20 protein-coding genes and 1 tRNA gene are annotated in these 22,847 nt (G+C 70.2%); 13 read left to right on the top strand and 8 right to left on the bottom strand.

Features of this window, described 5'->3' with window-relative positions; all coding sequences use genetic code 11:
- Positions 1–142 precede the first annotated feature (142 nt).
- Entirely contained in the window at positions 143–1,507 is a 1,365-nt protein-coding gene (locus OVA26_RS10540; RefSeq protein ID WP_268104057.1) for an MFS transporter, read from the top strand.
- A gap of 271 nt (positions 1,508–1,778) precedes the next feature.
- On the opposite strand, the gene OVA26_RS10535 is transcribed toward OVA26_RS10540, so the two are convergent.
- The 5 genes from OVA26_RS10535 to OVA26_RS10515 all read right to left on the bottom strand — a co-directional run bounded on the left by OVA26_RS10535 (position 1,779) and on the right by OVA26_RS10515 (position 5,392).
- Positions 1,779–1,854: transfer RNA gene (locus OVA26_RS10535), tRNA-Ala, on the bottom strand.
- 40 nt (positions 1,855–1,894) lie between these two features.
- The gene (locus OVA26_RS10530) at positions 1,895–2,803 is read right to left on the bottom strand and encodes a 3-methyladenine DNA glycosylase (RefSeq protein WP_442786056.1); all 909 of its coding nucleotides are present in this window, start codon (positions 2,801–2,803) and stop codon (positions 1,895–1,897) included.
- Positions 2,800–3,510 (bottom strand): SOS response-associated peptidase, encoded by a 711-nt coding sequence (locus OVA26_RS10525; protein WP_268104056.1) that lies wholly within the window; start codon positions 3,508–3,510, stop codon positions 2,800–2,802. Before OVA26_RS10525 ends, OVA26_RS10530 begins: the two co-directional genes overlap by 4 nt.
- A 164-nt stretch (positions 3,511–3,674) precedes the next feature.
- The gene (locus OVA26_RS10520; RefSeq protein ID WP_056231197.1) at positions 3,675–4,706 is read right to left on the bottom strand and encodes an App1 family protein; all 1,032 of its coding nucleotides are present in this window, start codon (positions 4,704–4,706) and stop codon (positions 3,675–3,677) included.
- 5 nt (positions 4,707–4,711) lie between these two features.
- Positions 4,712–5,392, bottom strand: coding sequence for a DedA family protein (locus OVA26_RS10515; RefSeq protein ID WP_268104055.1), 681 nt, complete (start codon positions 5,390–5,392; stop codon positions 4,712–4,714).
- A gap of 42 nt (positions 5,393–5,434) precedes the next feature.
- Between OVA26_RS10515 and OVA26_RS10510 the strand changes: the two genes are divergently transcribed.
- Together OVA26_RS10510 and leuS are read left to right on the top strand one after the other, a co-directional pair.
- Positions 5,435–6,673 (top strand): anthranilate synthase component I family protein, encoded by a 1,239-nt coding sequence (locus OVA26_RS10510; protein WP_268104054.1) that lies wholly within the window; start codon positions 5,435–5,437, stop codon positions 6,671–6,673.
- A gap of 66 nt (positions 6,674–6,739) precedes the next feature.
- Positions 6,740–9,313 carry a leucine--tRNA ligase gene (gene leuS / locus OVA26_RS10505; RefSeq protein ID WP_143017866.1) on the top strand — a complete coding sequence of 858 codons (2,574 nt, stop codon included), beginning with the start codon at positions 6,740–6,742 and terminating at the stop codon, positions 9,311–9,313.
- Positions 9,314–9,458: 145 nt separating this feature from the next.
- Here leuS and OVA26_RS10500 read toward each other — a convergent pair whose 3' ends face one another.
- Positions 9,459–9,956, bottom strand: a complete 498-nt coding sequence (locus tag OVA26_RS10500; protein WP_074695019.1) for a DUF2087 domain-containing protein — start codon at positions 9,954–9,956, stop codon at positions 9,459–9,461.
- Between the two features lie 108 nt (positions 9,957–10,064).
- Between OVA26_RS10500 and OVA26_RS10495 the strand changes: the two genes are divergently transcribed.
- The 3 genes from OVA26_RS10495 (at position 10,065) to holA (ending at position 14,191) form a co-directional block, all read left to right on the top strand.
- Positions 10,065–10,796 (top strand): ComEA family DNA-binding protein, encoded by a 732-nt coding sequence (locus OVA26_RS10495; protein ID WP_326493365.1) that lies wholly within the window; start codon positions 10,065–10,067, stop codon positions 10,794–10,796.
- Positions 10,797–10,879: 83 nt separating this feature from the next.
- Positions 10,880–13,144: a ComEC/Rec2 family competence protein gene (locus OVA26_RS10490; protein ID WP_268104053.1), complete on the top strand. Its 2,265-nt coding sequence runs from the start codon at positions 10,880–10,882 to the stop codon at positions 13,142–13,144.
- Between the two features lie 9 nt (positions 13,145–13,153).
- Positions 13,154–14,191 (top strand): DNA polymerase III subunit delta, encoded by a 1,038-nt coding sequence (gene holA / locus OVA26_RS10485; protein ID WP_268104052.1) that lies wholly within the window; start codon positions 13,154–13,156, stop codon positions 14,189–14,191.
- A gap of 128 nt (positions 14,192–14,319) precedes the next feature.
- Here the strand turns inward: holA and rpsT are convergent, their stop codons facing one another.
- Together rpsT and OVA26_RS10475 are read right to left on the bottom strand one after the other, a co-directional pair.
- Positions 14,320–14,580 (bottom strand): 30S ribosomal protein S20, encoded by a 261-nt coding sequence (rpsT, locus tag OVA26_RS10480; RefSeq protein ID WP_056231218.1) that lies wholly within the window; start codon positions 14,578–14,580, stop codon positions 14,320–14,322.
- A gap of 118 nt (positions 14,581–14,698) precedes the next feature.
- Positions 14,699–15,421: an alpha/beta fold hydrolase gene (locus OVA26_RS10475; protein WP_268104051.1), complete on the bottom strand. Its 723-nt coding sequence runs from the start codon at positions 15,419–15,421 to the stop codon at positions 14,699–14,701.
- Between the two features lie 87 nt (positions 15,422–15,508).
- Between OVA26_RS10475 and lepA the strand changes: the two genes are divergently transcribed.
- The 7 genes from lepA (at position 15,509) to OVA26_RS10440 (ending at position 22,798) form a co-directional block, all read left to right on the top strand.
- The gene (gene lepA / locus OVA26_RS10470; RefSeq protein ID WP_268104050.1) at positions 15,509–17,353 is read left to right on the top strand and encodes a translation elongation factor 4; all 1,845 of its coding nucleotides are present in this window, start codon (positions 15,509–15,511) and stop codon (positions 17,351–17,353) included.
- A 25-nt stretch (positions 17,354–17,378) separates the two neighbouring features.
- Entirely contained in the window at positions 17,379–18,023 is a 645-nt protein-coding gene (locus OVA26_RS10465) for a DUF1990 family protein (RefSeq protein WP_268104049.1), read from the top strand.
- A complete protein-coding gene (gene hemW / locus OVA26_RS10460) occupies positions 18,023–19,240 on the top strand; it encodes a radical SAM family heme chaperone HemW (protein ID WP_268104048.1) in 1,218 nt (405 codons plus the stop codon). The genes OVA26_RS10465 and hemW overlap by 1 nt, the downstream gene beginning before the upstream one ends.
- A 180-nt stretch (positions 19,241–19,420) precedes the next feature.
- Positions 19,421–20,461, top strand: a complete 1,041-nt coding sequence (gene hrcA, locus OVA26_RS10455; protein ID WP_056231235.1) for a heat-inducible transcriptional repressor HrcA — start codon at positions 19,421–19,423, stop codon at positions 20,459–20,461.
- A gap of 62 nt (positions 20,462–20,523) precedes the next feature.
- A complete protein-coding gene (dnaJ, locus tag OVA26_RS10450; protein WP_074695014.1) occupies positions 20,524–21,648 on the top strand; it encodes a molecular chaperone DnaJ in 1,125 nt (374 codons plus the stop codon).
- A gap of 2 nt (positions 21,649–21,650) precedes the next feature.
- Positions 21,651–22,385: a 16S rRNA (uracil(1498)-N(3))-methyltransferase gene (locus OVA26_RS10445; protein WP_268104047.1), complete on the top strand. Its 735-nt coding sequence runs from the start codon at positions 21,651–21,653 to the stop codon at positions 22,383–22,385.
- Between the two features lie 65 nt (positions 22,386–22,450).
- The gene (locus OVA26_RS10440; RefSeq protein ID WP_056232343.1) at positions 22,451–22,798 is read left to right on the top strand and encodes an HIT domain-containing protein; all 348 of its coding nucleotides are present in this window, start codon (positions 22,451–22,453) and stop codon (positions 22,796–22,798) included.
- Positions 22,799–22,847: the final 49 nt, after the last annotated feature.

The following is a 22,847-nucleotide window of genomic DNA, read 5'->3' as shown; positions in this document are numbered from 1 at the left end:
CGAATGTAAGGCGACTGTAAGGATCTCGCCCGGCGGCGTCGGCGGCGGCCACGATGGCCGATACGCCTCGTCACCGCTGCCGGAGGCCTCTTCCGCCGGCGGTGACGAGACGACCAACGTCCCTCGACCGATCGGATTCCTCATGTCAACGACGACGACGATCCCCACGAGTCTGCGGCGTTCGATCTCGAACACGCTCAAAGGCTCGGCTGGCAACCTCGTGGAGTGGTACGACGTGTACGTCTACTCCGTGTTCGCGGTGTACTTCGAGTCGCAGTTCTTCAGCTCCGACGACAAGAACTCCACCATCTACGTGTGGGCGATCTTCGCCGTCACCTTCCTCATGCGGCCGATCGGTTCGTGGTTCTTCGGCCGCTTCGCCGACCGGTACGGTCGCCGTCTGTCGTTGACGGTGTCGGTGTCGCTCATGGCGTTCTGTTCACTGGTGATCGCTTTCGCCCCCACAGCCGAGATGATCGGCGTCGGTGCCGTCATCATCCTCGTCTTCGCCCGTCTCGTTCAGGGCTTCGCGACCGGAGGCGAGTACGGCACGAGCGCGACCTACATGTCCGAGGCCGCCATGCCCGGTCGGCGCGGCTTCCTGTCGTCGTTCCACTACGTCACCCTCGTCGGCGGTCACGTGCTCGCACAGACCACGCTGCTGATCATGGTGCTCACCCTCGATGACGAGGCCATCACCGCGTGGGGCTGGCGCGTCGCCTTCGCGATCGGCGGTGTCGCCGCCGTGGCCGTGTTCTGGATGCGCCGCACGATGGACGAATCCCTCGAGAAGCACGTGCTCGACGACAACAAGGCGGGTCGCGCCAAGGACTCGGGCTCGATGCGCGATCTGCTCGTCAACAACTGGCGCCCGCTCCTGCTGTGCTTCGCGGTCACGGCCGGCGGCACCGTCGCGTTCTACACGTACTCGGTCACGGGGCCGAACATCGTCAAGACCGCGTTCTCGGGCGGCGATGTCGTCACCGGTACCGTGATCAACCTCATCGCGCTGACGGCCCTCATGCTCATGCAGCCGCTGGGCGGCTGGCTGTCCGACAAGGTCGGTCGCAAGTCCCTGCTCGTCTTCTTCGGCGTCGGCGGCGTGCTCTACACGTGGTTCCTCATCACGATGCTCCCGCAGCAGACCAACGAGTTCGCCGCCTTCGCGATCCTGCTCGGCGGCTTCGTCATCCTGACCGGCTACACCTCGATCAACGCGCTCGTGAAGGCGCAGCTCTTCCCAACGCACGTGCGAGCCCTGGGCGTCGGCCTCGGGTACGCGCTGGCCAACTCGCTTTTCGGCGGCACGGCGCCCCTGCTGTACGCCGGAGCGCAGTCGACCTCGCAGGTGCCGATGTTCATCGTGTACGTCACGGTCATCATCGCGGCGTCGCTCGCGGTCTACATCTTCGCCCTTCGCAACAAGGGGCCCAACTGGCTCGACGACGAGCTGGTCATGCGCGAGACACACGAGGCGAAGTCCCGCGAGACGGTGTCGTCCCGCTGACACCTCCATGAGGGGCGCCTTCTCCGTCGAGGGGAGGCGCCCTTCGTCGTGCGCGTGCCCGGTGAGGCGGTTGTCGCGGGATGCCGCGTGCCCGGCGCACGGCGTGACCTCAGCGATCCGCGCAGAACCGGTGGCATCCCGCGCCTTCGGGCTGAGGGTATGCAAATCACCGAGGTTGTGCGGAGCGGAGGGATGCCGTGAGCTCCACCCACCGGGACAGGCCGTTTCCGGAAACGACGAAAGCCCCCGCCGAAGCGGAGGCTTTCTCTCGTGGTGGACCTGAGGGGACTCGAACCCCTGACCCCCTGCATGCCATGCAGGTGCGCTACCAGCTGCGCCACAGGCCCGTTTTTTGTTTTCCGCCCCGTTTGAGGCAACTCCATGAGCTTACAACACGGATCGCGGAGGCAAGAAATCGGCGCCGTCGGGCGTGTCGCCCGCTTCCGTTGCGGCGTCGACGACCGCCCGTCGAAGGGCCTGCCCGCGCTCGCTCAACGCGCGTTGGCGCACGACGTACTCGGCTTTGCCCTCGGGGGTCTCGATCGCCACCGGCGCGTACCCCCAGTCGGTCAGGTCGTAGGGGGAGGCCTGCATGTCGAGCGTGCGGATGTCGCGCGCGAGCTCGAACGCGTCGAGCAGCACCGACCCAGGGACCAGGGGCCCGAGCTTCACCGCCCACTTGTAGACGTCCATCCCCGCGTGCAGACAGCCCGGCTGCTCCCTCGCCACCTGGTCGTCGCGACTGAGGGAGGTGCGGTTGAGCGGGACGGCCTCGGGCGTGAAGAAGCGGAACGCGTCGAAGTGCGTGCACGTGAGGTCGTGGGCGTCGACCACCGCGTCGGTGCCGTCGCGACCGAGGCGCAGGGGCACGGCGTGCCGCACCTCGTCGGCGCGGTAGGCCATCGCCCACTCGTGCAGACCGAAGCACCTGAACTTCGCGGGTCGATCGAGGGTGGCGCGCAGCAGGTTGACGATGCCGCGGTACGTCGACCCTTTCTCGGAGCGGAAGCGTTCGGCATCCACTCGCATGCCCTCGGGCTCGGCCCGATACCACCTCCACGCGGCGCGTTCGTCGGCCCCTTCGAGCACGACCCCGGGACCCGGGTGCCACCGCCGCAGGATGGCGGGCTTGTACGAGTAGTACGTGAAGAGGAAGTCTTCGACGGGATGCTTCTGCGCGCGGCTCGCGCGGGCGCGGTGATCGGCGGTGAGCGCGTCAGCGCGATGCGCGTGCTGTTCGGCGGCGTCCGTCCACTCCGCGCGCGTCAGGACGGTTCGGGTCGCGACCAGCGTCACTCGATCGGCTCGATGAGGTCGGGGGAGTCGTTACGGACGTTGCCCACCGCCGCCGAGACCACGTGGTCCTCGAGCGTCTCGGCCATGTCGGGCGCGGCGTCGATGGCCGCGTCGAGGACGTCTCCGACGTTCTCGGTCGTGGGGTCGAGCCAGGCGTCGGCGAAGTCGGGATCCATGAACAGCGGCATGCGGTCGTGGATGGAGCCCAGCCGTCCGATCGCATCGCGCGTGAGGATCGTGCAGCTCAGCACCCAGCGGGCGGGGTCGTCGTCGGCGAGAGCGGGGTTCTTCCACCACTCGTAGAGCCCCGCGAAGAACAGCGGCGAACCGTCGGCGGGGTGGATGTAGTGGGGCGTCTTGCCCTCGTCAGTGGTCTTCCACTCGTAGTAGCCGGATGCCGGGATCACAGCGCGTCGCTTGATGAGGGCGTTACGGAACATGGGCTTGTCTTCGACCTCTTCGGATCGCGCGTTAAAGGCCCGTGCGCCGATCTTGACGTCTTTCGCCCACCCCGGGATGAGCCCCCAGCGCGCGACCTCGAGCCGGCGGATCGGGGGTTCGCTCTTGATCGAATCGAGCACGATGCCGACCTGCGACGTCGGAGCGATGTTGTACGAGGGCCGGGGCAGCTCGTCGGCCTCGACGTCGACGCGCAGCACCCCCACGAGCTCGGAGGCCACATTGGCTACGACGAAACGACCGCACATGCTCCCACCGTACGCGCCACCTCCGACATCGGGCCTCGCGCTCGGTCGCCTCCGCGCACATCCTCAGCGTTCCGCGCATCCTCAGCCGTGAGGCGCGGGATGCCACTGACTTTGCGCGAATCGCTGACGTTACGCCGGACGCACCGAGGCCGCGGCATCCGGGATCAGGCCTCGTTGGATATGACGCCCGTGCTGCGCAGCCGCTCGAGGAGACCCGCGCCGTCCGAGGCCGTCACCCAGGGCACTTCGGCGGCGGAGTGGTCGTCGACGACCGTTCGCCCACCCGCGAGCACCGCTTCGGCGGGGAGCAGTCGCCGGATCGCGACGGCCGCGACGTTCTCGGGGTGCTCGATCGCGAAGCCGGTGTAGATCGCGTCGTCGTGCTGGCCGTCGTCGCCGACCAGGAGCCACTTCACGTCGGGGAACTCCGCGGCCAGGCGTCGGAGGTTCTGCTCCTTGTGCTCTCGGCCGCTGCGGAACCACCGGTCGTGGGTCGGCCCCCAGTCGGTGAGCAGGAACGACCCGGCGGGGAAGAGGTGGCGGCGCATGAAGCGGGTGAGCGTGGGCGCGACGTTCCAGGCACCGGTCGACAGGTAGACCACGGGTGTTCCCGGGTGTTCGCGCGTGAGGCGCTCGAGCATGACCGCCATCCCGGGGACGGGCTGTCGCGCGTGCTCGTCGACGACGAAGGAGTTCCACGCGGCGAGCAGGGGGCGGGGGAGCAGCGTCACCATGACGGTGTCGTCGATGTCGCTCACCACGCCGAAGCGCACGTCGGACCCCACGATGAACACGCGCGTCTCGGCCGGCTCGCTGCCTTCGACCGACATCGTGATGCTCTGCCAGCCGGGGCTGAGCGTCGCGGGGAGCTTGGCATCGATCACTCCACCGCGGTCGGCGACCACACGATGCGTGACGCCGTCGATCGTGACGTCGACCTGTCCGAAGCCGACCGGCACGGCCGCGAAGCTTCGCCACCCGCGCAAGCTCGCGAACTCACCCGTCGACGTGCGCTTGATCGGCGGGGCGATGAGCACGCGGCCCAGCACGCGGACCCATTCCTCGGTCCCGTACCCCGGGAAACCCGTGACGGCGGGACGCAGTCCGCGCGCGCGCGCTCGACGTTCGCGCCAGCGGTGGAAACGGCGCTCGAGTCGGGCGAACCAGAGCACTTTGGCGCGAGGGGAACGAGGCATCGCCCTCAGTCTTTCACGTCACCGTCCACCGGTTCGAGAGGAGCGGTCTCGTCCGCGAGATGGCGACGTTCGAGCCGCTCGATGATCTTCTTGCCGACGAAGACCAGAACGATGAAGGCGACGAGGATGCCGACGAAGATGTAGCCCGCACCGTGGATGCGGTCGGACAGCTCGCGGTACGTCCCCGCAGCGGATGCTGCGACCGTGACGTACAGGCTCGCCCACACGACGCACGCGGGGGTGGTCCAGGCGAGGAAGCGGCGATAGCTGTAGCCGCTCATTCCGACCGTGAGAGGAACGAGCGAGTGCAGCACGGGGAGGAAGCGCGACAGGAAGATCGCGGGTCCGCCGCGACGACGGAGGTACCGGTCGGCCCGCTCCCAGTTGCGTTCGCCGAGCTTCTGGCCGAGGCGCGAGGCGCGGATACGCGGACCGAAGTAGCGACCGAGCCAGAACCCGAGGCTCTCACCGAGCAGCGCGCCCACCACGATCGCCGCGGCCAGCACGACCCCTTCGACCGGGGAGGCGACGGCGGTGCCGGCCACGATGACCATCGTGTCGCCCGGGACGACCAGCCCCACGAGCACGCTGGTCTCGAGCGTGACCGCGATCCCGGCGATGATCGTGCGCAGCACGGGGTCGACGTTCTGGACGACGTCGAGCAACCAGGTGAGGATCTCGTTCACCTCCGTCAGCCTAGGGCCGGATCCCCGCTCTAGCCTGAGAGCGTGCCCCACTCCGCCCCTCCGTTCACCCTGCCGCGGTGGGTCGACCCCGAGGCGGCTTTCCTGCACGTGTTCGCGACGGGCGGGGACGCGTTCTGGCTGGACGCCGGACGCGAGGCGCCGACGGGGTGGAGCTGGATGGGCTCGGGTCGCCTCGACGACGCGTCAGCACCCCTGCAGAGGGATGCCGCACCCGCCGGCGGACCCACGGATGACAGCGGCCCGTTCCGGGGCGGCTGGGTCGGCTGGCGCTCGTACGAAGGACGGGACGCCTGGCTGCGCGTCGCCGTCCTCGTCGCATTCGACCACACCCGCCGCCGCGTCCACGTCTTCGGCGACGCCGACCTCGCCGCGCGGGTCGCGGGCGCACCGCCCCCGGTGACCGTGGGCGCGGCGGAGCCCCGGGGCATGGCATCCGGCCGAGTGGAGCCCGAGCGGTACGCCGACCTCATCGGCGCCTGTCGCGAGCGGATCCGCGAGGGCGACGCGTACCAGCTGTGCCTCACCACCCGCTTCACCGTGCCCGGGCGGCACGACGCGGTCGCCGTGTTCCGCCGGCTGCGGCAGGCCTCGGCCTCGCACCACGCGGGTCTCATCCGCATCGGCGGCACCACCCTGGTCAGCTCGTCTCCCGAGCGCTTCCTCGAGGTGCGCGACGGTCGCGTGCACACCCACCCCATCAAGGGCACGCGTCCTCGCTCGACCGACCCGGACCGCGACCGGGCGCTCGCCGAGCACCTGCGAGCGGACCCCAAGGAGCAGGCCGAGAACGTCATGATCGTCGACCTCATGCGCAACGACCTCTCCCGGGTGTGCGACCCCTCGACGGTCGGGGTCGACCGGCTGCTCGAGGTCGAGACGTACCCCACCGTGCACCAACTGGTGAGCGAGGTGTCGGGGCGGCTCGTGCCGGGCACCACGATCGGCGGGCTGCTCGATGCCGCGTTCCCCGCCGGGAGCATGACGGGCGCGCCCAAGCGGTCCGCGATACAGCTCCTCGCCGGGCTCGAAGGGGAGGAACGGGGGATCTATTCGGGAGCCTTCGGCTGGATCGGCGACGACGGGGCGGCGGATCTCGCGATGGTCATCCGGAGCGTCGTCGTGGAGCAGGATGCCGCCTGGGTCGGGGCGGGAGGCGGCATCACGTGGCGCTCGGTCGCGGCATCCGAAGTCGCCGAAGTGGGGATCAAGGCCCGGGCTCCGTTGGCGGCCCTGGGAGCCGAGGTCCCGCCCGGGTGGTGACCTGCGCGTCCGATAGCCTGGAGGTTGGCCCCCGCGGCCTCCCGACCTTCACGATTGGCTTCATCCGTGTCTCAGAACTCCGCACCAGACCCCCGCGAGGGGGGCTTCGACACCCACGCCATCCAGGCGAAGTGGCAGCAGGCTTGGGCCGAGAAAGACCCGTTCCGCGCCGGTGGCGACGACGACACGCGCCCTCGCAAGTACGTGCTCGCGATGTTCCCGTACCCCTCGGGCGACCTGCACATGGGTCACGCCGAGAACTACCTCTACTCCGACATCGTGGCGCGCTTCTGGCGCCACCGCGGGTACAACGTGCTCAACCCCATCGGGTGGGACTCGTTCGGTCTGCCCGCCGAGAACGCCGCCATCAAGCGCGGCGCCGACCCCGTCGAGTGGACCTACGCGAACATCGCCCAGCAGAAGGCGAGCCTGAAGGACTACGGCGTCTCGTTCGACTGGAGCCGCGTCCTGCACACGAGCGACCCCGAGTACTACCGCTGGAACCAGTGGCTGTTCCAGAAGCTGTACGAGAAGGGCCTCGCCTACCGCAAGGACGCCCTGGTCAACTGGGACCCGGTGGACCAGACCGTGCTCGCCAACGAGCAGGTGCTGCCCGACGGCACCAGCGAGCGCAGCGGCGCCGTGGTCGTGAAGAAGAAGCTGACGCAGTGGTTCCTGCGCATCACCGACTACGCCGACCGCCTGCTCGACGACCTCAACCAGCTCGAAGGCTTCTGGCCGAGCAAGGTCATCCAGATGCAGCGAAACTGGATCGGCCGTTCCGTCGGCGCCGACATCGCGTTCGAGATCGAAGGTCGCGACGAGAAGATCACGGTCTTCTCCACGCGCCCCGACACCCTGCACGGCGCAACGTTCTTCGTCGTGGCCCCCGAGTCCGACCTGGCCGCCGAGCTCGCTGCATCCGCTGATCAGGGTCTGCGCGAGAGCTTCGAGGCCTACCTCGCTCAGGTGCAGCGCGCGACCGACATCGAGCGCCAGGCGACCGACCGCCCGAAGACCGGCGTGTTCCTGGGCCACTACGCGATCAACCCGGTCAACGGCGAGAAGCTGCCCATCTGGGCCGCCGACTACGTGCTCGCCGACTACGGTCACGGCGCGGTCATGGCCGTGCCCGCGCACGACCAGCGCGACCTCGACTTCGCCCGCGCCTTCGACCTGCCCGTCAAGGTGGTCGTCGACACGACCGCGCCGATCACCGGCGCGATCCCGGTGATCGAGCTCGACGACGAGGGCGTGCCGATCGACCCGCTCGGCGACATCGACGACCTGGATCCCGTCAAGACCGGCATTGCGCTCACCGGAGACGGTCGCATGATGAACTCGGGCTCGCTCAACGGGCTCTCGAAGCGTCACGCGATCGCCCGCATGATCGAGGAGCTCGAGGCCAAGGGCGTCGGCCGCGCCGCCAAGACGTACCGCCTGCGCGACTGGCTCATCTCGCGTCAGCGCTACTGGGGGACGCCCATTCCGATGCTGCACGGCGAGGACGGCTCGATCACGCCCGTTCCCGCCGACCAGCTGCCGGTGACGCTGCCCTCGGTCGAGGGGCTCGACCTGAAGCCCAAGGGAACCTCGCCCCTCGGCGCGGCCACCGACTGGGTGCAGGTGACCGACCCCGAGACGGGCCAGACGCTGCTGCGCGACCCCGACACGATGGACACGTTCGTCGACAGCTCGTGGTACTACCTCCGCTTCCTCTCGCCGAACAGCGAGACCGAGGCGTTCTCGGCCCGCGAGGCGAACAAGTGGGGCCCCGTCGACTTCTACATCGGCGGCGTCGAGCACGCGATCCTGCACCTGCTGTACGCGCGCTTCATCACCAAGGCGCTGTTCGACATGGGTCTGGTGGAGTTCACCGAGCCGTTCTCGAGCCTCATCAACCAGGGCATGGTCATCCTCGACGGCACGAAGATGTCGAAGAGCAAGGGCAACCTGGTGCTGTTCCAGGAGGAGCTCGACGCCCACGGCGCCGACGCCCTGCGCGTGGCCCTGGCCTTCGCGGGTCCGGTGGAGGACGACAAGGACTGGAACGACGTCTCGACCACCGGTGCGGCGAAGTTCCTCGCCCGTGCCCTGCGCATCGCTCACGACGTCGACAGCGAGACCGACGTGGTCTGGGCCGAGGGCGACGCGTCGCTGCGCCGAGTGACACACCGCCTGCTGGCCGATGCCGCGAACCTCGTCGAGCAGACGAAGTTCAACGTCGTCGTCGCGCGCCTGATGGAGCTGGTCAACGCCACCCGCAAGGCCATCGACGGCAAGCCCGGTGCGAGCGACCCCGCCGTGCGCGAGGCCGCCGAGGTCATCGCGATGACCCTCGACCTGTTCGCCCCGCACACCGCCGAGGAGATGTGGGCGACGCTCGGCTACGACGGATTCGTCGGGCTCGCGACCTGGCGCCAGGCCGACCCCACGCTGCTCGTCGAGGACACCGTCACCGCGGTCGTTCAGATCGATGGCAAGGTGCGCGGCACGCTCGAGGTCTCGGCCAAGATCGGCGCCGACGAACTCGAGGCCATGGCCCGCGCCGACGAGAAGGTGCTGCGCGCGCTCGGCGACCGCGAGATCGTGCGCGCGGTCGTGCGCCCGCCGAAGGTGGTCAGCTTCTCGACGAAGTAGGTTCTCTGATTCCGGATGCCACGCCACCGGCGCTCTGCGGAGTGCGGGGGCGTGGCATCCGGCGTCTTCTGACCGTGTGGAGGCGCGGCGCTCGAAGAGACGTGCGCCTCGCCGAAACGTTGCGAGGTGAGTGCGCGCGGAGCGGTCAGCGGGCGCGAGAGTAGGCGCCGCCGTCGCGGGAGCGCTCGAGGAGCCCGGCGTCGACCAGATACCGGCGCATCGCCGCGACGTCGTCGACGATCGCCGCCAACCGGTCGTTGACCGCCCGTTCGGTGAGGATCTCGCCCGGCTCGCTCATTCGCCCGACGATGTGGAGGAGCACGGCGTCGCGGTCGGCGGCTCGAGAGGGGTAGACCGTGAGGCGGCCGTCGACGAAGAAGCGGTCGACGCCCGCCGCGCGGGGCGCGGCCGGTGCGGAGCGGAGGGCGTCGCGGAATACCTCGGGCTCGGTTCGCCATCCTGCGCCGTCAGGGGAGATGAGCCCTGCCGAGAGCAGCGTGTCGAGGACGCGTCGACGCTTTCCGGGTGACAGGGCGTCGAGGGCTTCATCGACCGGCTGGGCGAGCACGATCCGCGCGTACACGTCGCGTGCGCGATCGTCGGCGAGGGCTGAGATCACGGCGCGCCACGTGTTCGTAGACATCGCTCCAGGGTAGATGCGGGTTCTGCACAGCGCGGGGATCCTTCCGGCTGTCCACGAAAGAGCGATCTCGCGCCGCGCGACGGCAGCCTCGGTGCCTAGCGTCGTGGCGTGACCGAACCGTCCTCTTCCTCCCATCGCGAGGAGTCGCAGCGCACGGTGATGCGGGGAGCGTCGATGAAGCAGTCCCGTTCCCCGTCGAACGCGGGTGGCACGGAACCGGAGGAGCGCGACGCTGCGAATCCACTCCCGAGCGCTCTTCCCCCGCGAGCGCGCCTCGGCATCGGCGCGGTCATCGTCCTGGTGCTGCTCGCCTTCGCCGTGACGATCGGCATCGGCATGCTGCGGGGCGCCACCGGTGCCGAGATCGTCGACGAAACGGCATCCCCCTCCACGTCTTCCGCCGCCCTGCCCGCAGAGGCGGGACTGTACGTCCACGTCGCGGGAGCGGTGCGCGAGCCCGGGCTGTACCGGCTCGATGCCGGTGACAGGGTCGCCGACGCGATCGCCCGGGCGGGAGGCTTCGCCGACGACGCGCAACGCGACGGGGTCAACCTCGCCAGGCCCGTGGCCGACGGTGAACAGATCGTCGTCCCGGTGGTCGGGGCAGAGGCTGCTTCACCCGCCTCGGGCGGCGGCGGCAGCACGGGTGGCGCGCTCGACCTGAACACCGCGACGCGCGAGCAGCTCGACGAGCTCCCGCGCATCGGGCCGGCGATGGCCGACCGCATCCTCGCGTGGCGCGAAGCGAACGGTCGTTTCACGAGCGTGGATGATCTGCTTTCGGTGCCGGGGATCGGGGAGAAGATGCTCGCGGGCATCCGAGACCTGGTGCGCGTGTGAGGGGGCGTCCCGGCGCGCGCCGCCGATCCCTTCGGGCGGTCTCGGTCGCCGCGGCGACCTGGGCGACCGCGGGTGCGAGCACGATGATTTCGGATCCCACCCCGCTCGCGGTGGTCCTCGCCCTCGCTGCGTGCGCGACCACCGCGCTCGCGTGGCGGCGGTCGGCGGTGCTCGCGATCGTCGCGGTCGCGCTCGCCTGCTCGGCCGCGGCGGCGGGGACCGTGGCGACGGCGGGATCGACGCGGGCGCAGATCGCCGCCCTCGAGGCCGACGGAGGGCGCCACCTCGAGCTGGAGGTCAGCGTCACCGGGCGCATCGACGGCTCTCCTGACGGCGGCGCGTGGTTCGACGCCGTCGCCACGCGGGTGCGCGCGGGCGCTCTCGCCGTCACGGGGAGGGTCCCCGCGCGGATCCTCGTCGATGCCGAGGGACGGTCGGCGCTGGAAGCGGCGAGCATGGGCAGCGAGGTGCGGCTGAGGGGGCGAGCCGTCCCCTCCGACCCGGGGGAGCGCGCCGCCCTCGTCGTCCGGACGAGTTCCGTCGAGTCGGCTTCGACCCCGGCGGGCGTGTGGGCGTTCTTCGAGGGACTGCGCGACGGCCTCGTCGCCTCGACCCGCGGCCTGCCCCAGCCGGGAGCGGGTCTGGTGCCGGGGCTCGCCGTGGGTGACACGACGAGCCTCGACCCCGACACAGAGGCCGCGATGAACGCCTCGTCGCTGTCGCATCTCACGGCCGTGTCGGGGGCGAACTGCGCGATCGTCGTGGGTGCGGCGTTCGCCCTGCTGGCGCTGTGCGGTGCGTCCCGCGGCGGAAGGGTGATGGGGGCGATGCTGGTGCTGGCGGCGTTCGTCGCGCTGGTGACCCCCGAGCCGAGCGTCATCCGCGCGGCCGCGATGGCGGCAGTGGCGATGCTCGCGCTCGCACTCGGGCGACCGGCGATCGGCGTGGCCGTCCTGTCCCTCGCGGTGACGATTCTGCTGATGGTGGACCCGTGGCTCTCCCGCTCGCTCGGCTTCGCCCTCTCGGCCGCAGCGACCGGGGCCCTCCTCGTGCTCGCGCGCCCCCTGGCCGGCGGATTGGAGCGATGGATGCCGCGCGCCCTCGCCCTCGCCCTCGCGGTGCCCACGTCGGCCCAGCTCGTCTGCGGCCCGCTGATCGTCCTCATCGACCCGCACGTTCCCCTTCTCGGTGTCGCGGCCAACCTCGTCGCCGACCCCGCTGCGGCGCCCGCCACGATCGCGGGAGCCCTCGCCTGCATCGCCCCGTTTCCCTGGCTGAGGGACGGTCTGACGGCCCTCGCCTGGGTGCCGGCCGCGTGGATCGCGGCTGTCGCGCACACGACCACGGCGGTGTCGGCCCAGAACCTGCCGTGGCCCGACGGTCTTGTCGGGGCGGCGTTGCTCGCCGGCGTCGGCGCGGCGGTCAGCATCGCCGTCGTCAGACCGCGCCGGTTGCCCCGGATCACCGCGATCTCATCCGCCGCCGTCGCCGTGGTCGTCGGCCTCGTCCTGGGGCAGACGGCGGTCCGCACCGTCGCGGGGCCCCTCACCGTGCCCGCGGCGTGGCAGGTGGCCATGTGCGATGTCGGTCAGGGCGACGCGACGCTCTGGAGGTCCGGAGACGCCGTGGCGCTGGTCGACACGGGACCCGAACCCGAGGCACTGACCCGGTGCCTGCAGACGTTCGGGGTGGACCATCTCGCCCTCGTCGTCCTGACGCACTTCGACCTCGACCACGTCGGCGGGTCCGCGGCGGTGATGGGGCGGGTCGATCTCGTGGTGCACGGGCCGCCCGATGAGGCGGCCGACCGACGACTCCTAGACCGGTTCTCGAACGCCGGAGCGCACCTGCAGAAGGCGACGATCGGCATGACGGGCACACTCGGCGGCACGCGGTGGCAGGCGCTCGGTCCCGCCCCGAACGCCGAGGCCGGAAACGACGCCTCCGTCGCCCTCGACGTCGCCGGCGCGAGCTTTCCTCGCACGGTGCTACTCGGCGACCTCGGCGAGCAGGCGCAGTCCTCCCTCCGACGGCGGATCGATGTTCCGCGTGTGCAGGTCGTGAAGGTCTCCCACCACGGCAGTGCCGACCAGGATGCCGCGTTGTACCGGGCGCTGCACCCGGCGGTCGGGCTCATCGGGGTCGGTGCCGACAACGACTACGGGCATCCGACCGCGACGCTCCTCGACATCCTGGCGGCTCTGGGAAGCACTGCGGCGCGCACCGATCGGGACGGTGCGCTGGCGGTCTGGCTCGACGAAGAGGGGAGACTCACCCTGTGGCGCGAGCGCGCGGGGACGGGGGAAGGGGCTCGCGACCCGACCGGCGATGTCGGAGCCGGTCGGTAGGCTGGGGGAGTGACTCCGGCTCCCCGACGCTCCGCCCCCGCCAAGGCGAAGTCGGCCATTCCGCAGGTGTCGTGGCGTTCCCCTCAGCCCGCGCCGATCGTTCTGGTCTCGGGCCCCGAAGAGGTCTGCGCCGAGCGCGCGATCGCAGGCATCCGATCGATGCTCAAGAGCGAGGACCCGAGCCTCGAGGTCACCGACATCCGGGCCGACGACTACGCCGCCGGCACCTTGCTCAGCGTCACGTCGCCATCGTTGTTCGGCGAGCCCCGACTCGTCCGCGTCAGCGGCGTCGAGAAATGCAGCGACACCTTCCTCACCGAGGCGGTGTCGTACCTCGCCCACCCGCAGGACGGCGCGACGGTCGTCCTGCGCCACACCGGAGCGAGCGTTCGCGGCAAGAAGCTGCTCGACGGCATCCGCGCGGGTCAGGGCAGCGGCATCGAAATCGCCTGCCCCGCGGTCAAACGCGACTCCGACCGATTCGATTTCGCGGTCGGCGAGTTCAAGGCCGCGCAGAAGCGCATCGCCCCCGTCGCCCTCAGGTCGCTGGTCTCGGCCTTCGCCGACGACCTCACCGAGCTGGCCGCGGCATGCCAGCAGCTCATCTCCGACGTCCCCGGCGACATCGACGAGCGGATCGTCGAGCGCTACTACGGGGGGCGCGTCGAGACCTCTGCCTTCACCGTGGCCGACACCGCCATCGCCGGGCAGTACGGCCCCGCCCTGCTCGCGTTGCGACACGCGCTGGCATCCGGGGCCGATCCCGTGCCTCTCGTCGCCGCGGTCGCCATGAAGCTCCGCACCATGGCGCGCGTGGCGGGCACCCGCGAGTCGTCGTCGATGCTCGCTCAGCGCCTGGGCATGAAGGACTGGCAGGTCGACCGCGCCCGCCGCGACCTCGTCGGCTGGACCGGCAACACGCTCGGCATGGCGATCCATGCCACGGCTCGAGCCGACGCCGAGGTCAAGGGCGCGTCGAGAGACCCCGTGTTCGCCCTCGAGCGCATGATCACCATCATCGCCACCCGCGCGCCCTACGGGGGCTGAGCGGCAACCGAAGAGGCTTCGCTTGCCGCGCCGGTTGCGCACGCGGACCGTGCGCAGAGGTCACCCCACTCCGAGAACGACGAAGCCCGCCCCGCGATGCGGGACGGGCTGTCGAGAAGAGCTGCGGCTCAGAGAGCGGCGACCGACTTCGCGATGGCCGACTTGCGGTTCGCGGCCTGGTTCTGGTGGATGACACCCTTGCTCACGGCCTTGTCGAGCTTCTTGGTCGCGGTGGCGAGCGCCTTGAGGGCCGCTTCCTTGTCACCGGCCACGACGGCCTCCTTGGTGCGACGCACGTGCGTGCGGAGCTCGCTCTTGACGGCCTTGTTGCGCTCGCGCGCCTTCTCGTTGGTCTTGTTGCGCTTGATCTGCGACTTGATGTTCGCCACGTCGACGGTCTTTCGTTTGAGTGAGTATGGGATGTGCCGGGCGAGCGGTAGAGGGGCGCTGCACCGGCGATCGTGGAGGTCGGGAAAAACCCCACACGCAAGCCAAGGACCGAGTCTATCAGGTCGATGCCTCGATCGTGGTGAGCGCCACCTCCAGCAGCGCGTTGAAAACTCGCGGACGCATCGCCGTGACGAGATGCGTCGTGCGCGGAACCACGATGAGCTCCGCGTGCGGGGCGACGGCGAGGAACATCCGCTCGTTCATGCGGAGCTGATCCCACTGCCCGTTCACGAACCACAGGGGCACATCGATCCGGCGAAGCGATGCCACGATGTCGAGCTCCGCGAGAGACGACAGGGCCGTGTCCTGCGCGTCGAAGGCGTAGCCGCCGGCGCCGAAGTCGGGCCGCGTCTCGGGAGGGAGGGTGCGGTCGAGCACGCGGTTCGTGAGTCCCAGACCGCGATCGGGGAGGCTATCGAAACGCCGCGTGAAGAAGCGGTAGGCCGCCAGCCCGATGCCGCGGGGCAGGGACGTGCACGATGCCGCGACGAACCCGGCGACCGGGGGACGAGGCGCGGCGCCGACGTACTCGATCGACAACAGCCCGCCCATGGAGTGCCCCACCAGCAGCACGGGACCGCGGGTCGCGGCATCCTGTACCGCGTCATCGATCGTCACGAACGCCCCGTCGAGCGTGAAGGCCTCGTCGCGGCGCGTTCCGTGCCCCGGCAGGTCGACCGCGGTGACCGGGGTGCCTCGCTGTCGCAGATGCGCGACCTGCGCCCGCCACATCGTGGCGGACGTGCGGATGCCGTGCACGAGCACGACCTGGACCGCCATGGCATCCACTGTAAAAGCCTCCGGATCCCGTGGTGCCGAGCCTCCGGGGACGGCGATGTCGGCGCACCACCGTAGAATCGACGGAACATGTCACCGCGCGCCCTGAAGCCCCTCGAGCCGTCTGCCACTCCGCCGGAGCAGATCCGCAACTTCTGCATCATCGCTCACATCGACCACGGCAAGTCAACGTTGGCCGACCGCATGCTGCAGATCACCGGCGTCGTCAGCGACCGCGATATGCGGGCGCAGTACCTCGACCGCATGGACATCGAGCGCGAGCGCGGTATCACGATCAAGTCGCAGGCGGTGCGGATGCCGTGGGGCACCGGTGACGGCACGTTCGCCCTGAACATGATCGACACGCCCGGTCACGTCGACTTCACGTACGAGGTCAGCCGATCGCTGGCGGCGTGCGAGGGAGCGATCCTGCTCGTCGACGCGGCTCAGGGCATCGAGGCGCAGACCCTCGCCAACCTCTACCTCGCGCTCGAGAACGATCTGACGATCATCCCGGTGCTGAACAAGATCGACCTTCCCGCCGCCGACCCCGACAAGTACGCGGCCGAGCTCGCCGGTCTCATCGGCGGCGACCCCGCCGACGTGCTGCGCGTCAGCGGCAAGACCGGCATGGGCGTCGAAGAGCTGCTCGACCTGATCGTCGAGAAGATCCCCGCCCCCGTCGGCAGGGCCGACGCTCCGGCCCGCGCGATGATCTTCGACTCCGTGTACGACGCCTACCGCGGCGTGGTCACCTACGTCCGCATGATCGACGGTGCCCTGCAGCCGCGCGAGCGCCTGCAGATGATGTCGACCGGCGCGACGCACGAGGCCCTCGAGATCGGCGTCTCGAGCCCCGAGCCCGTCCCCACCAAGGGTCTCGGCGTGGGCGAGGTCGGCTACCTCATCACCGGCGTGAAAGACGTGCGCCAGTCGAAGGTCGGCGACACGATCACCACGCACCGCAAGCCCGCGACCGACGCGCTGCCGGGCTACACCGACCCGAAGCCCATGGTCTTCTCGGGCATCTACCCGATCGACGGCAGCGACTACGCCGAGCTGCGCGAGGCTCTCGACAAGCTCAAGCTCTCCGACGCCTCGCTGCAGTACGAGCCCGAGACCTCGGTCGCCCTCGGCTTCGGCTTCCGTTGCGGCTTCCTCGGCCTTCTGCACCTCGAGATCATCACCGAGCGCCTCTCGCGCGAGTTCGGTCTCGACCTCATCACCACCGCTCCGTCCGTGACGTACGAGGTCACGACCGACACCGGCGAGACGGTGTCCGTCACCAACCCGAGCGAGTACCCCGACGGCCGCGTCGCCTCGGTGTCGGAGCCGATCGTCAAGGTCGGCATCCTGCTGCCCAAGGACTACGTCGGCACGGTCATAGAGCTCTGCCAGACGCGCCGCGGCACGCTGCTCGGCATGGAGTACCTCAGCGAAGACCGTGTCGAGCTGCGCTACCACATGCCCCTCGGCGAGATCGTGTTCGACTTCTTCGACCACCTCAAGAGCCGCACGCAGGGCTACGCGAGCCTCGACTACGAGCCCGCGGGTCAGCAGACCGCCGATCTGGTCAAGGTCGACATCCTGCTGCAGGGCGACAAGGTCGACGCGTTCAGCTCGATCGTGCACCGCGAGAAGGCGTACGCCTACGGCACGCTCATGGCCGAGCGCCTGCGCAAGCTCATCCCGCGCCAGCAGTTCGAGGTTCCCATCCAGGCCGCGATCGGTGCGCGCATCATCGCGCGCGAGACGATCCGCGCCATCCGCAAGGACGTCCTCGCCAAGTGCTACGGCGGTGACATCACCCGAAAGCGCAAGCTCCTCGAAAAGCAGAAAGAGGGCAAGAAGCGCATGAAGATGGTGGGCCGCGTCGAGGTTCCGCAGGAGGCGTTCATCGCCGCCCTGTCGGGAGACGTCGAGACCAAGAAGTAACGCACCACACCGAGAGGGGTGAACCATGCGCAGGCAGAACTTCACCGATGACACGGTCGACTACGCGGCTGTCGGAGCCACTCAGGCGCACGATCTGATGCAGTACCCGCCCGAGAACTCGCTGCCGGCAGAAGACGCCTGGCGCATCGGCAGCGGCGAGGAGCGTTTCGCCGCGGCCGGAGAGCTCCTGCTGTCGTGGGCGCCCCTGCGCACCGGCGAACTGAGCATCAGCGACGTGCGCCCAGCGTCGGGTGAGGGCTACTCGGGCGTCGGCTTCGACGCCGACGGTGCTCCCGTCGCGCCCAGCAGCCTCGAGGCCGAGCAGCGCTTCGCCGCCGACGGAACGCCGTTCGTCAGCCCCGGCACCGGCGTGCGCCTGCACGGCAAGGTCGACGGCCACCGCGCCGACGCCGAGCTGCGCGTGATCTCGGTCTTCGAAGAGCCCCGTCGCATGGGCTTCATCCTCGGCACCGTCGGACATTCGATCGTCAGCGGCGAAGAGCTGTTCGCGGTGGAGTGGCGCGACAACGACGAGGTGTGGTTCGTCGTGCGCGCCTTCGACCGCCCGACGGCCCCGTCGTACCGCCTGTTCTCGAGCCGCGTGCGCCGTCGGCGCAAGGCGCTATTCGCCCGCTACCTGCGCGCGATCTCGCCGCTGTACTCGTCCTGATGGGCGGTCCGCTCCCGCTCGGAGACCCGGCCCCCGCCGACGGACACCTGCCCGCCGACCTCGAGATCGACCCGACCGCCGATTTCGGTGTCTACCTGCACGTGCCGTTCTGCCGCGTGCGGTGCGGCTACTGCGACTTCAACACCTACACCGCCAGCGAGTTGCGCGGCGCCCGCCAAGACGACTTCGCCGACACGCTGGCCGCCGAGGTGCGTCTGGCGGGGGGAGTGATGGATGCCGCGGGTGGCCGCCGCGCGGCATCCACCGTCTTCTTCGGCGGAGGAACGCCCACCCTGCTGCCGCCGGGCGACCTGGCGCGCATGCTCGACGCGGTCCGCTCGGAGTTCGGAATCGCCGACGGGGCCGAGGTCACCGTCGAGGCCAACCCCGACACCGTCGACGACACGGTCGCCCGCACTCTCGCCGACGCCGGTGTCACCCGCCTGTCGATCGGCATGCAGTCGGCCCGGCCGCACGTGCTCGCCGCCCTCGACCGCACCCACGATCCCGCGAACGTCGCCACGGCCGTCGCCGCGGCCCGCCGCGCGGGTCTCGACGTCTCGGTCGACCTCATCTACGGCGCGCCGGGAGAATCGCTCGACGACTGGCGCGCCTCCCTCGAAGCGGCCACGGCCCTCGAGCCCGACCACGTCTCGGCCTACGCGCTGATCGTCGAAGACGGCACCAAGCTCGCGCGCCAAATCCGCTCCGGGGTCGTGGCCGAGCCCTCCGACGACCTGCAAGCCGACATGTACGAGCTGGCCGACGACCTGCTCGCCGCCGCCGGATACGACTGGTACGAGGTGTCGAACTGGTCGCGCGACGTCGCGCACCGCTCGCGTCACAACCTCGCCTACTGGCGGGGGACCGACTGGTGGGGCTTCGGGCCGGGCGCGCACAGCCACGTCGCGGGGCTCCGCTGGTGGAACGTGAAGCACCCCGCCGCGTACGCCCAACGCCTGGCCGCGGTCGAATCGCCCGCGGCCGCGCGCGAGCGGCCCGACGAGACCGCGCGCCGGCTGGAGTCGGTGCTGCTGCGCAGCCGCATCCGCGAGGGTCTGGCCGTGTCCGAGATCCTCGGCGAAGGGCGGAAGGCCGTGGCATCCCTCATCGCCGACGGTCTGATCGAGGGCCGGGATGCCGTTCACGGGCGCATCGTGCTGACGCTGCGGGGACGACTCCTGGCGGATGCCGTGGTCCGGGCGCTCACGGTCTGACCGGCGACGCGGCCGGCGGACGAGTTCGTTCCGGTGCTCGCGTGCCGACCTCGATGAGGGGCTCTCGGGCGTTGAACGACGCGCCGCAGGGCGACTCCGCGAGCCGCCCGGCACCGTGCCGAGGCGATCCCGTAGAATTGGCACTCCGCAGATGCGAGTGCCAGACGGGAGGAGCAGCTCATGGTGTCGGAACGTGGCCTTCAGGTGCTCCGTGCGATCGTGCAGGACTACGTCGACACGCGCGAACCCGTCGGCAGCAAGGCGATCGTCGATCGACACGCCTTCGGGGTGTCGGCGGCGACCATCCGCAACGACATGGCCCTGCTCGAGGACGAAGAGCTCATCGTCGCCCCGCACACCTCGTCGGGGCGCGTCCCCACCGACAAGGGATACCGCGTCTTCGTCGATCACCTCGCCGAGCTCCGCCCGCTCTCGGGAGCACAGCGCAGCGCCATCACGTCGTTCCTCGACGAAGCGGGCGACCTCGACGACCTGCTCGCCCGCACCGTCCGCGCGCTCACGCAGCTGACCGGACAGGTCGCGATCGTGCAGTACCCGTCGTTCGCCCGCGCCAATGTCAGTCACGTCGAACTGGTCGCCCTCGGCGGCCCGCGCGTGCTGGTGATCCTGGTGACCGACACGGGCCGGGTCTCGCAGCGCATCGCCCTCGTGCCCGCAGAACCCGGCGAGACCGACATCGTGCAGCTGCGCGCTCGCGTCGGCGCGCTGCTCGTCGGGCGCAGCGTCGCCGACAGTTCGCAGCAGGTGCAAGCCGTGCTGACCGACGGGCCGCGCCCGGGTGTCACGCTGGACGTGCTCGCCGACGCGGTGCTGCGCATCGTGGGGGAGGAGCTCGAGGAGTTCCGTCAGGATCGCCTCGTCATGGCCGGCGCCGCGACCCTCGCCAAGCGCGAGTCCGACTTCCGCGGGAGCATCTACCCGCTGCTCGAGGCGATCGAAGAGCAGGTGACGCTCCTGCGTCTCATGAGTGAGATGGTGGCCGATGAGAAGGGGCTGTCAGCGAGCATCGGTCGTGAGAACGAGCCGTTCGGACTCATCGAGGCCTCGGTGCTCGCCAGCCGGTACGACGGATCCACCGGCGGGGCCCGCGTCGGGCTGCTCGGTCCCACCCGCATGGACTACTCCTCCAACCTCGCGGCGGTCCGTGCCGTCGCGCACTATCTGACCCGGATGCTCGAAGACGACGACGCGTCTCGCTGACGTCGAATCCCGCGAGCACCCCACCCGAGAACGACCCCGCGCAAGCGGACAGGAAGGCGATTGTGGCTGACCACTACGAGGTCCTGGGCGTCGAACGCGATGCCAGCCCCGAAGACATCAAGAAGGCGTACCGCCGACTGGCACGCCAGCTGCACCCCGACGTGAACCCCGGAGAAGACGCCTCCGAGCGCTTCAAGCTGGTCACCCACGCCTACGACGTGCTGAGCGACCCCGAGCAGCGCCGCCGGTACGACATGGGCGGCGACCAGAACCCCTTCGGCGGCGGGGGAGCGGCCGGCTTCGGCGGGTTCAGCGACATCTTCGAGACGTTCTTCGGTGGGGGCGGCCAGGGCGGCGGCGGACGGGGTCCGCGTCCGCGGTCGCGTCGAGAGCGGGGCCAAGACGCCCTGGTCCGTGTGACCCTCGACCTCGGCGACGTCGTGTTCGGCACCCACCGCGACCTCGAGGTCGACACCGCCGTGCTGTGCGAGACGTGCCAGGGCGCGTGCACGCAGCCCGGGACCAGCGAGGTCACGTGCGACATCTGCCACGGCTCCGGCCACGTGCAGCGCACGGTCCGCAGCCTGCTCGGGAACGTCGTCACCAGTGCCCCCTGCAGCGTCTGCCAGGGTCACGGGACCACCATCCCCTACCCGTGCGGGACGTGCCAGGGTCAGGGCCGCGTTCGTGCGCGCCGCACGGTCTCGGTCGACATCCCCGCCGGTGTCGAGTCGGGCCTGCGTCTGCAGCTGCCCGGGTCGGGCGAGGTCGGTCCTGCCGGCGGCCCCAACGGCGACCTGTACCTCGAGATCACGGTCGAAGCGCACGAGGCCTTCAGTCGCGAGGGCGACGACCTCGTCGCGACCCTCGAGGTGTCGATGCCGGATGCCATTCTCGGGACGAACACGTCGATCGAGTCCCTCGACGGCAGCGTCGACCTCGAGGTGCGCCCGGGCGTGCAATCGGGCGACGTCCTGACCATCAAGGGCCGCGGGATCACGCCGCTGCGCGGAAGTCAGCGCGGCGACCTGCGCGTCGGCGTGCACGTGGTGACCCCCACGCGTCTCGACCACAAGGAGCGCGCCCTCATCGAGGAGTTCGCCAAGCGCACGAAGGCCCCCAAGCCGCGGCTTGCCGAGCACCAGCAGGGCATGTTCAGCAAGTTCCGCGACCGCTTCCGGCACTGACCGTGGTGCTGCACTTCGTCACCGACGACGCCGGGAACGCCCACGCGGGCGACTCCGTCGTGCTGACCGGCGCCGAGGCACACCACGCCGCCGCCGTGCGGCGCGTGCGCGTCGACGAGGGGGTGACACTGGGCGACGGTCGCGGAGCGTGGCTCACGGGTGTCGTCACCGCGGCGTCGCCGAAGCAGGTCGAGGTACGGGTGACGGGGCGCGAGGTCATCCCCGGACCCTCGCCGCGCTTCGTGCTCGTCCAGGCCCTGGCCAAGGGCGACCGCGACGAACTCGCCGTTCAGGCGGCGACCGAGCTCGGCGTCGACGCGATCGTGCCCTGGCAGGCCTCGCGCAGCGTCTCGCGCTGGGATGCCAAGGCCGACAAGGGCCTCGCCCGCTGGCGAACGATCGTCCGCGAAGCGGCCAAGCAGGCGCACCGGGCCTGGATCCCCGAGGTCGAGGGCGTGGCCCGCACGGCCGACCTCGTGCGTCTCGTCGCGACCTCGCTCGTGCTGGTGCTGGAGCCCTCGGCATCCGACCGTCTCACGTCCGTCGCGACGGAAGCCTCTGACGGGCGCGACGTCGTGCTCGTGGTCGGCCCCGAGGGCGGCATCGCGCCAGAGGAGCTCTCGGCCTTGGCCGATGCCGGCGCCCGACTCGTACGCCTGGGCGACACGGTCCTGCGCACCTCCACCGCGGGGGCCGCGGCCATCTCGGTGCTGTCGGCGGCGCACGGGCGCTGGTGATCCGGGCCGCGCCTCGGCGCAACGGCCCCGCCTCGATGTCGGAGGCCCTCACTAGAATGGATGCCATGAGCGAGCCGTCGATCTTCACGCGCATCCTGCAGGGCGAGATCCCCGCCGAGATCGTCGCCGAGACCGAGAACGCCTTCGCGATCCGCGACATCGCGCCCCAGGCGCCGGTGCACCTGCTGGTGATCCCCAAGACGCAGCAATACCGCAACGTCGTCGAGCTGGCCGCGGGCGACCCCGACCTGCTCACCGAGGTCATCGGGCTCGCGAACTCCGTCGCCGCCGAGCACTCCGACGGCGACTTCCGTCTGATCTTCAACACCGGCGAGGGCGCCGGTCAGACCGTCTTCCATGTGCACGCCCACGTCCTCGCGGGCGGCCTGAACGAAAAGAGCCTGGGTGGCTGATTCCCCCGAAGAAACCGTCTCCGACCGCATCGAGGTCGACGGCGTGGCC

Source organism: Microbacterium sp. SL62 (assembly GCF_026672635.1).
GTDB classification, from domain to species: Bacteria; Actinomycetota; Actinomycetes; order Actinomycetales; family Microbacteriaceae; genus Microbacterium; species Microbacterium testaceum_A.
Note: the sequence above shows the minus strand (reverse complement) of the source record. Positions and strands in the feature narration are given on the sequence as shown.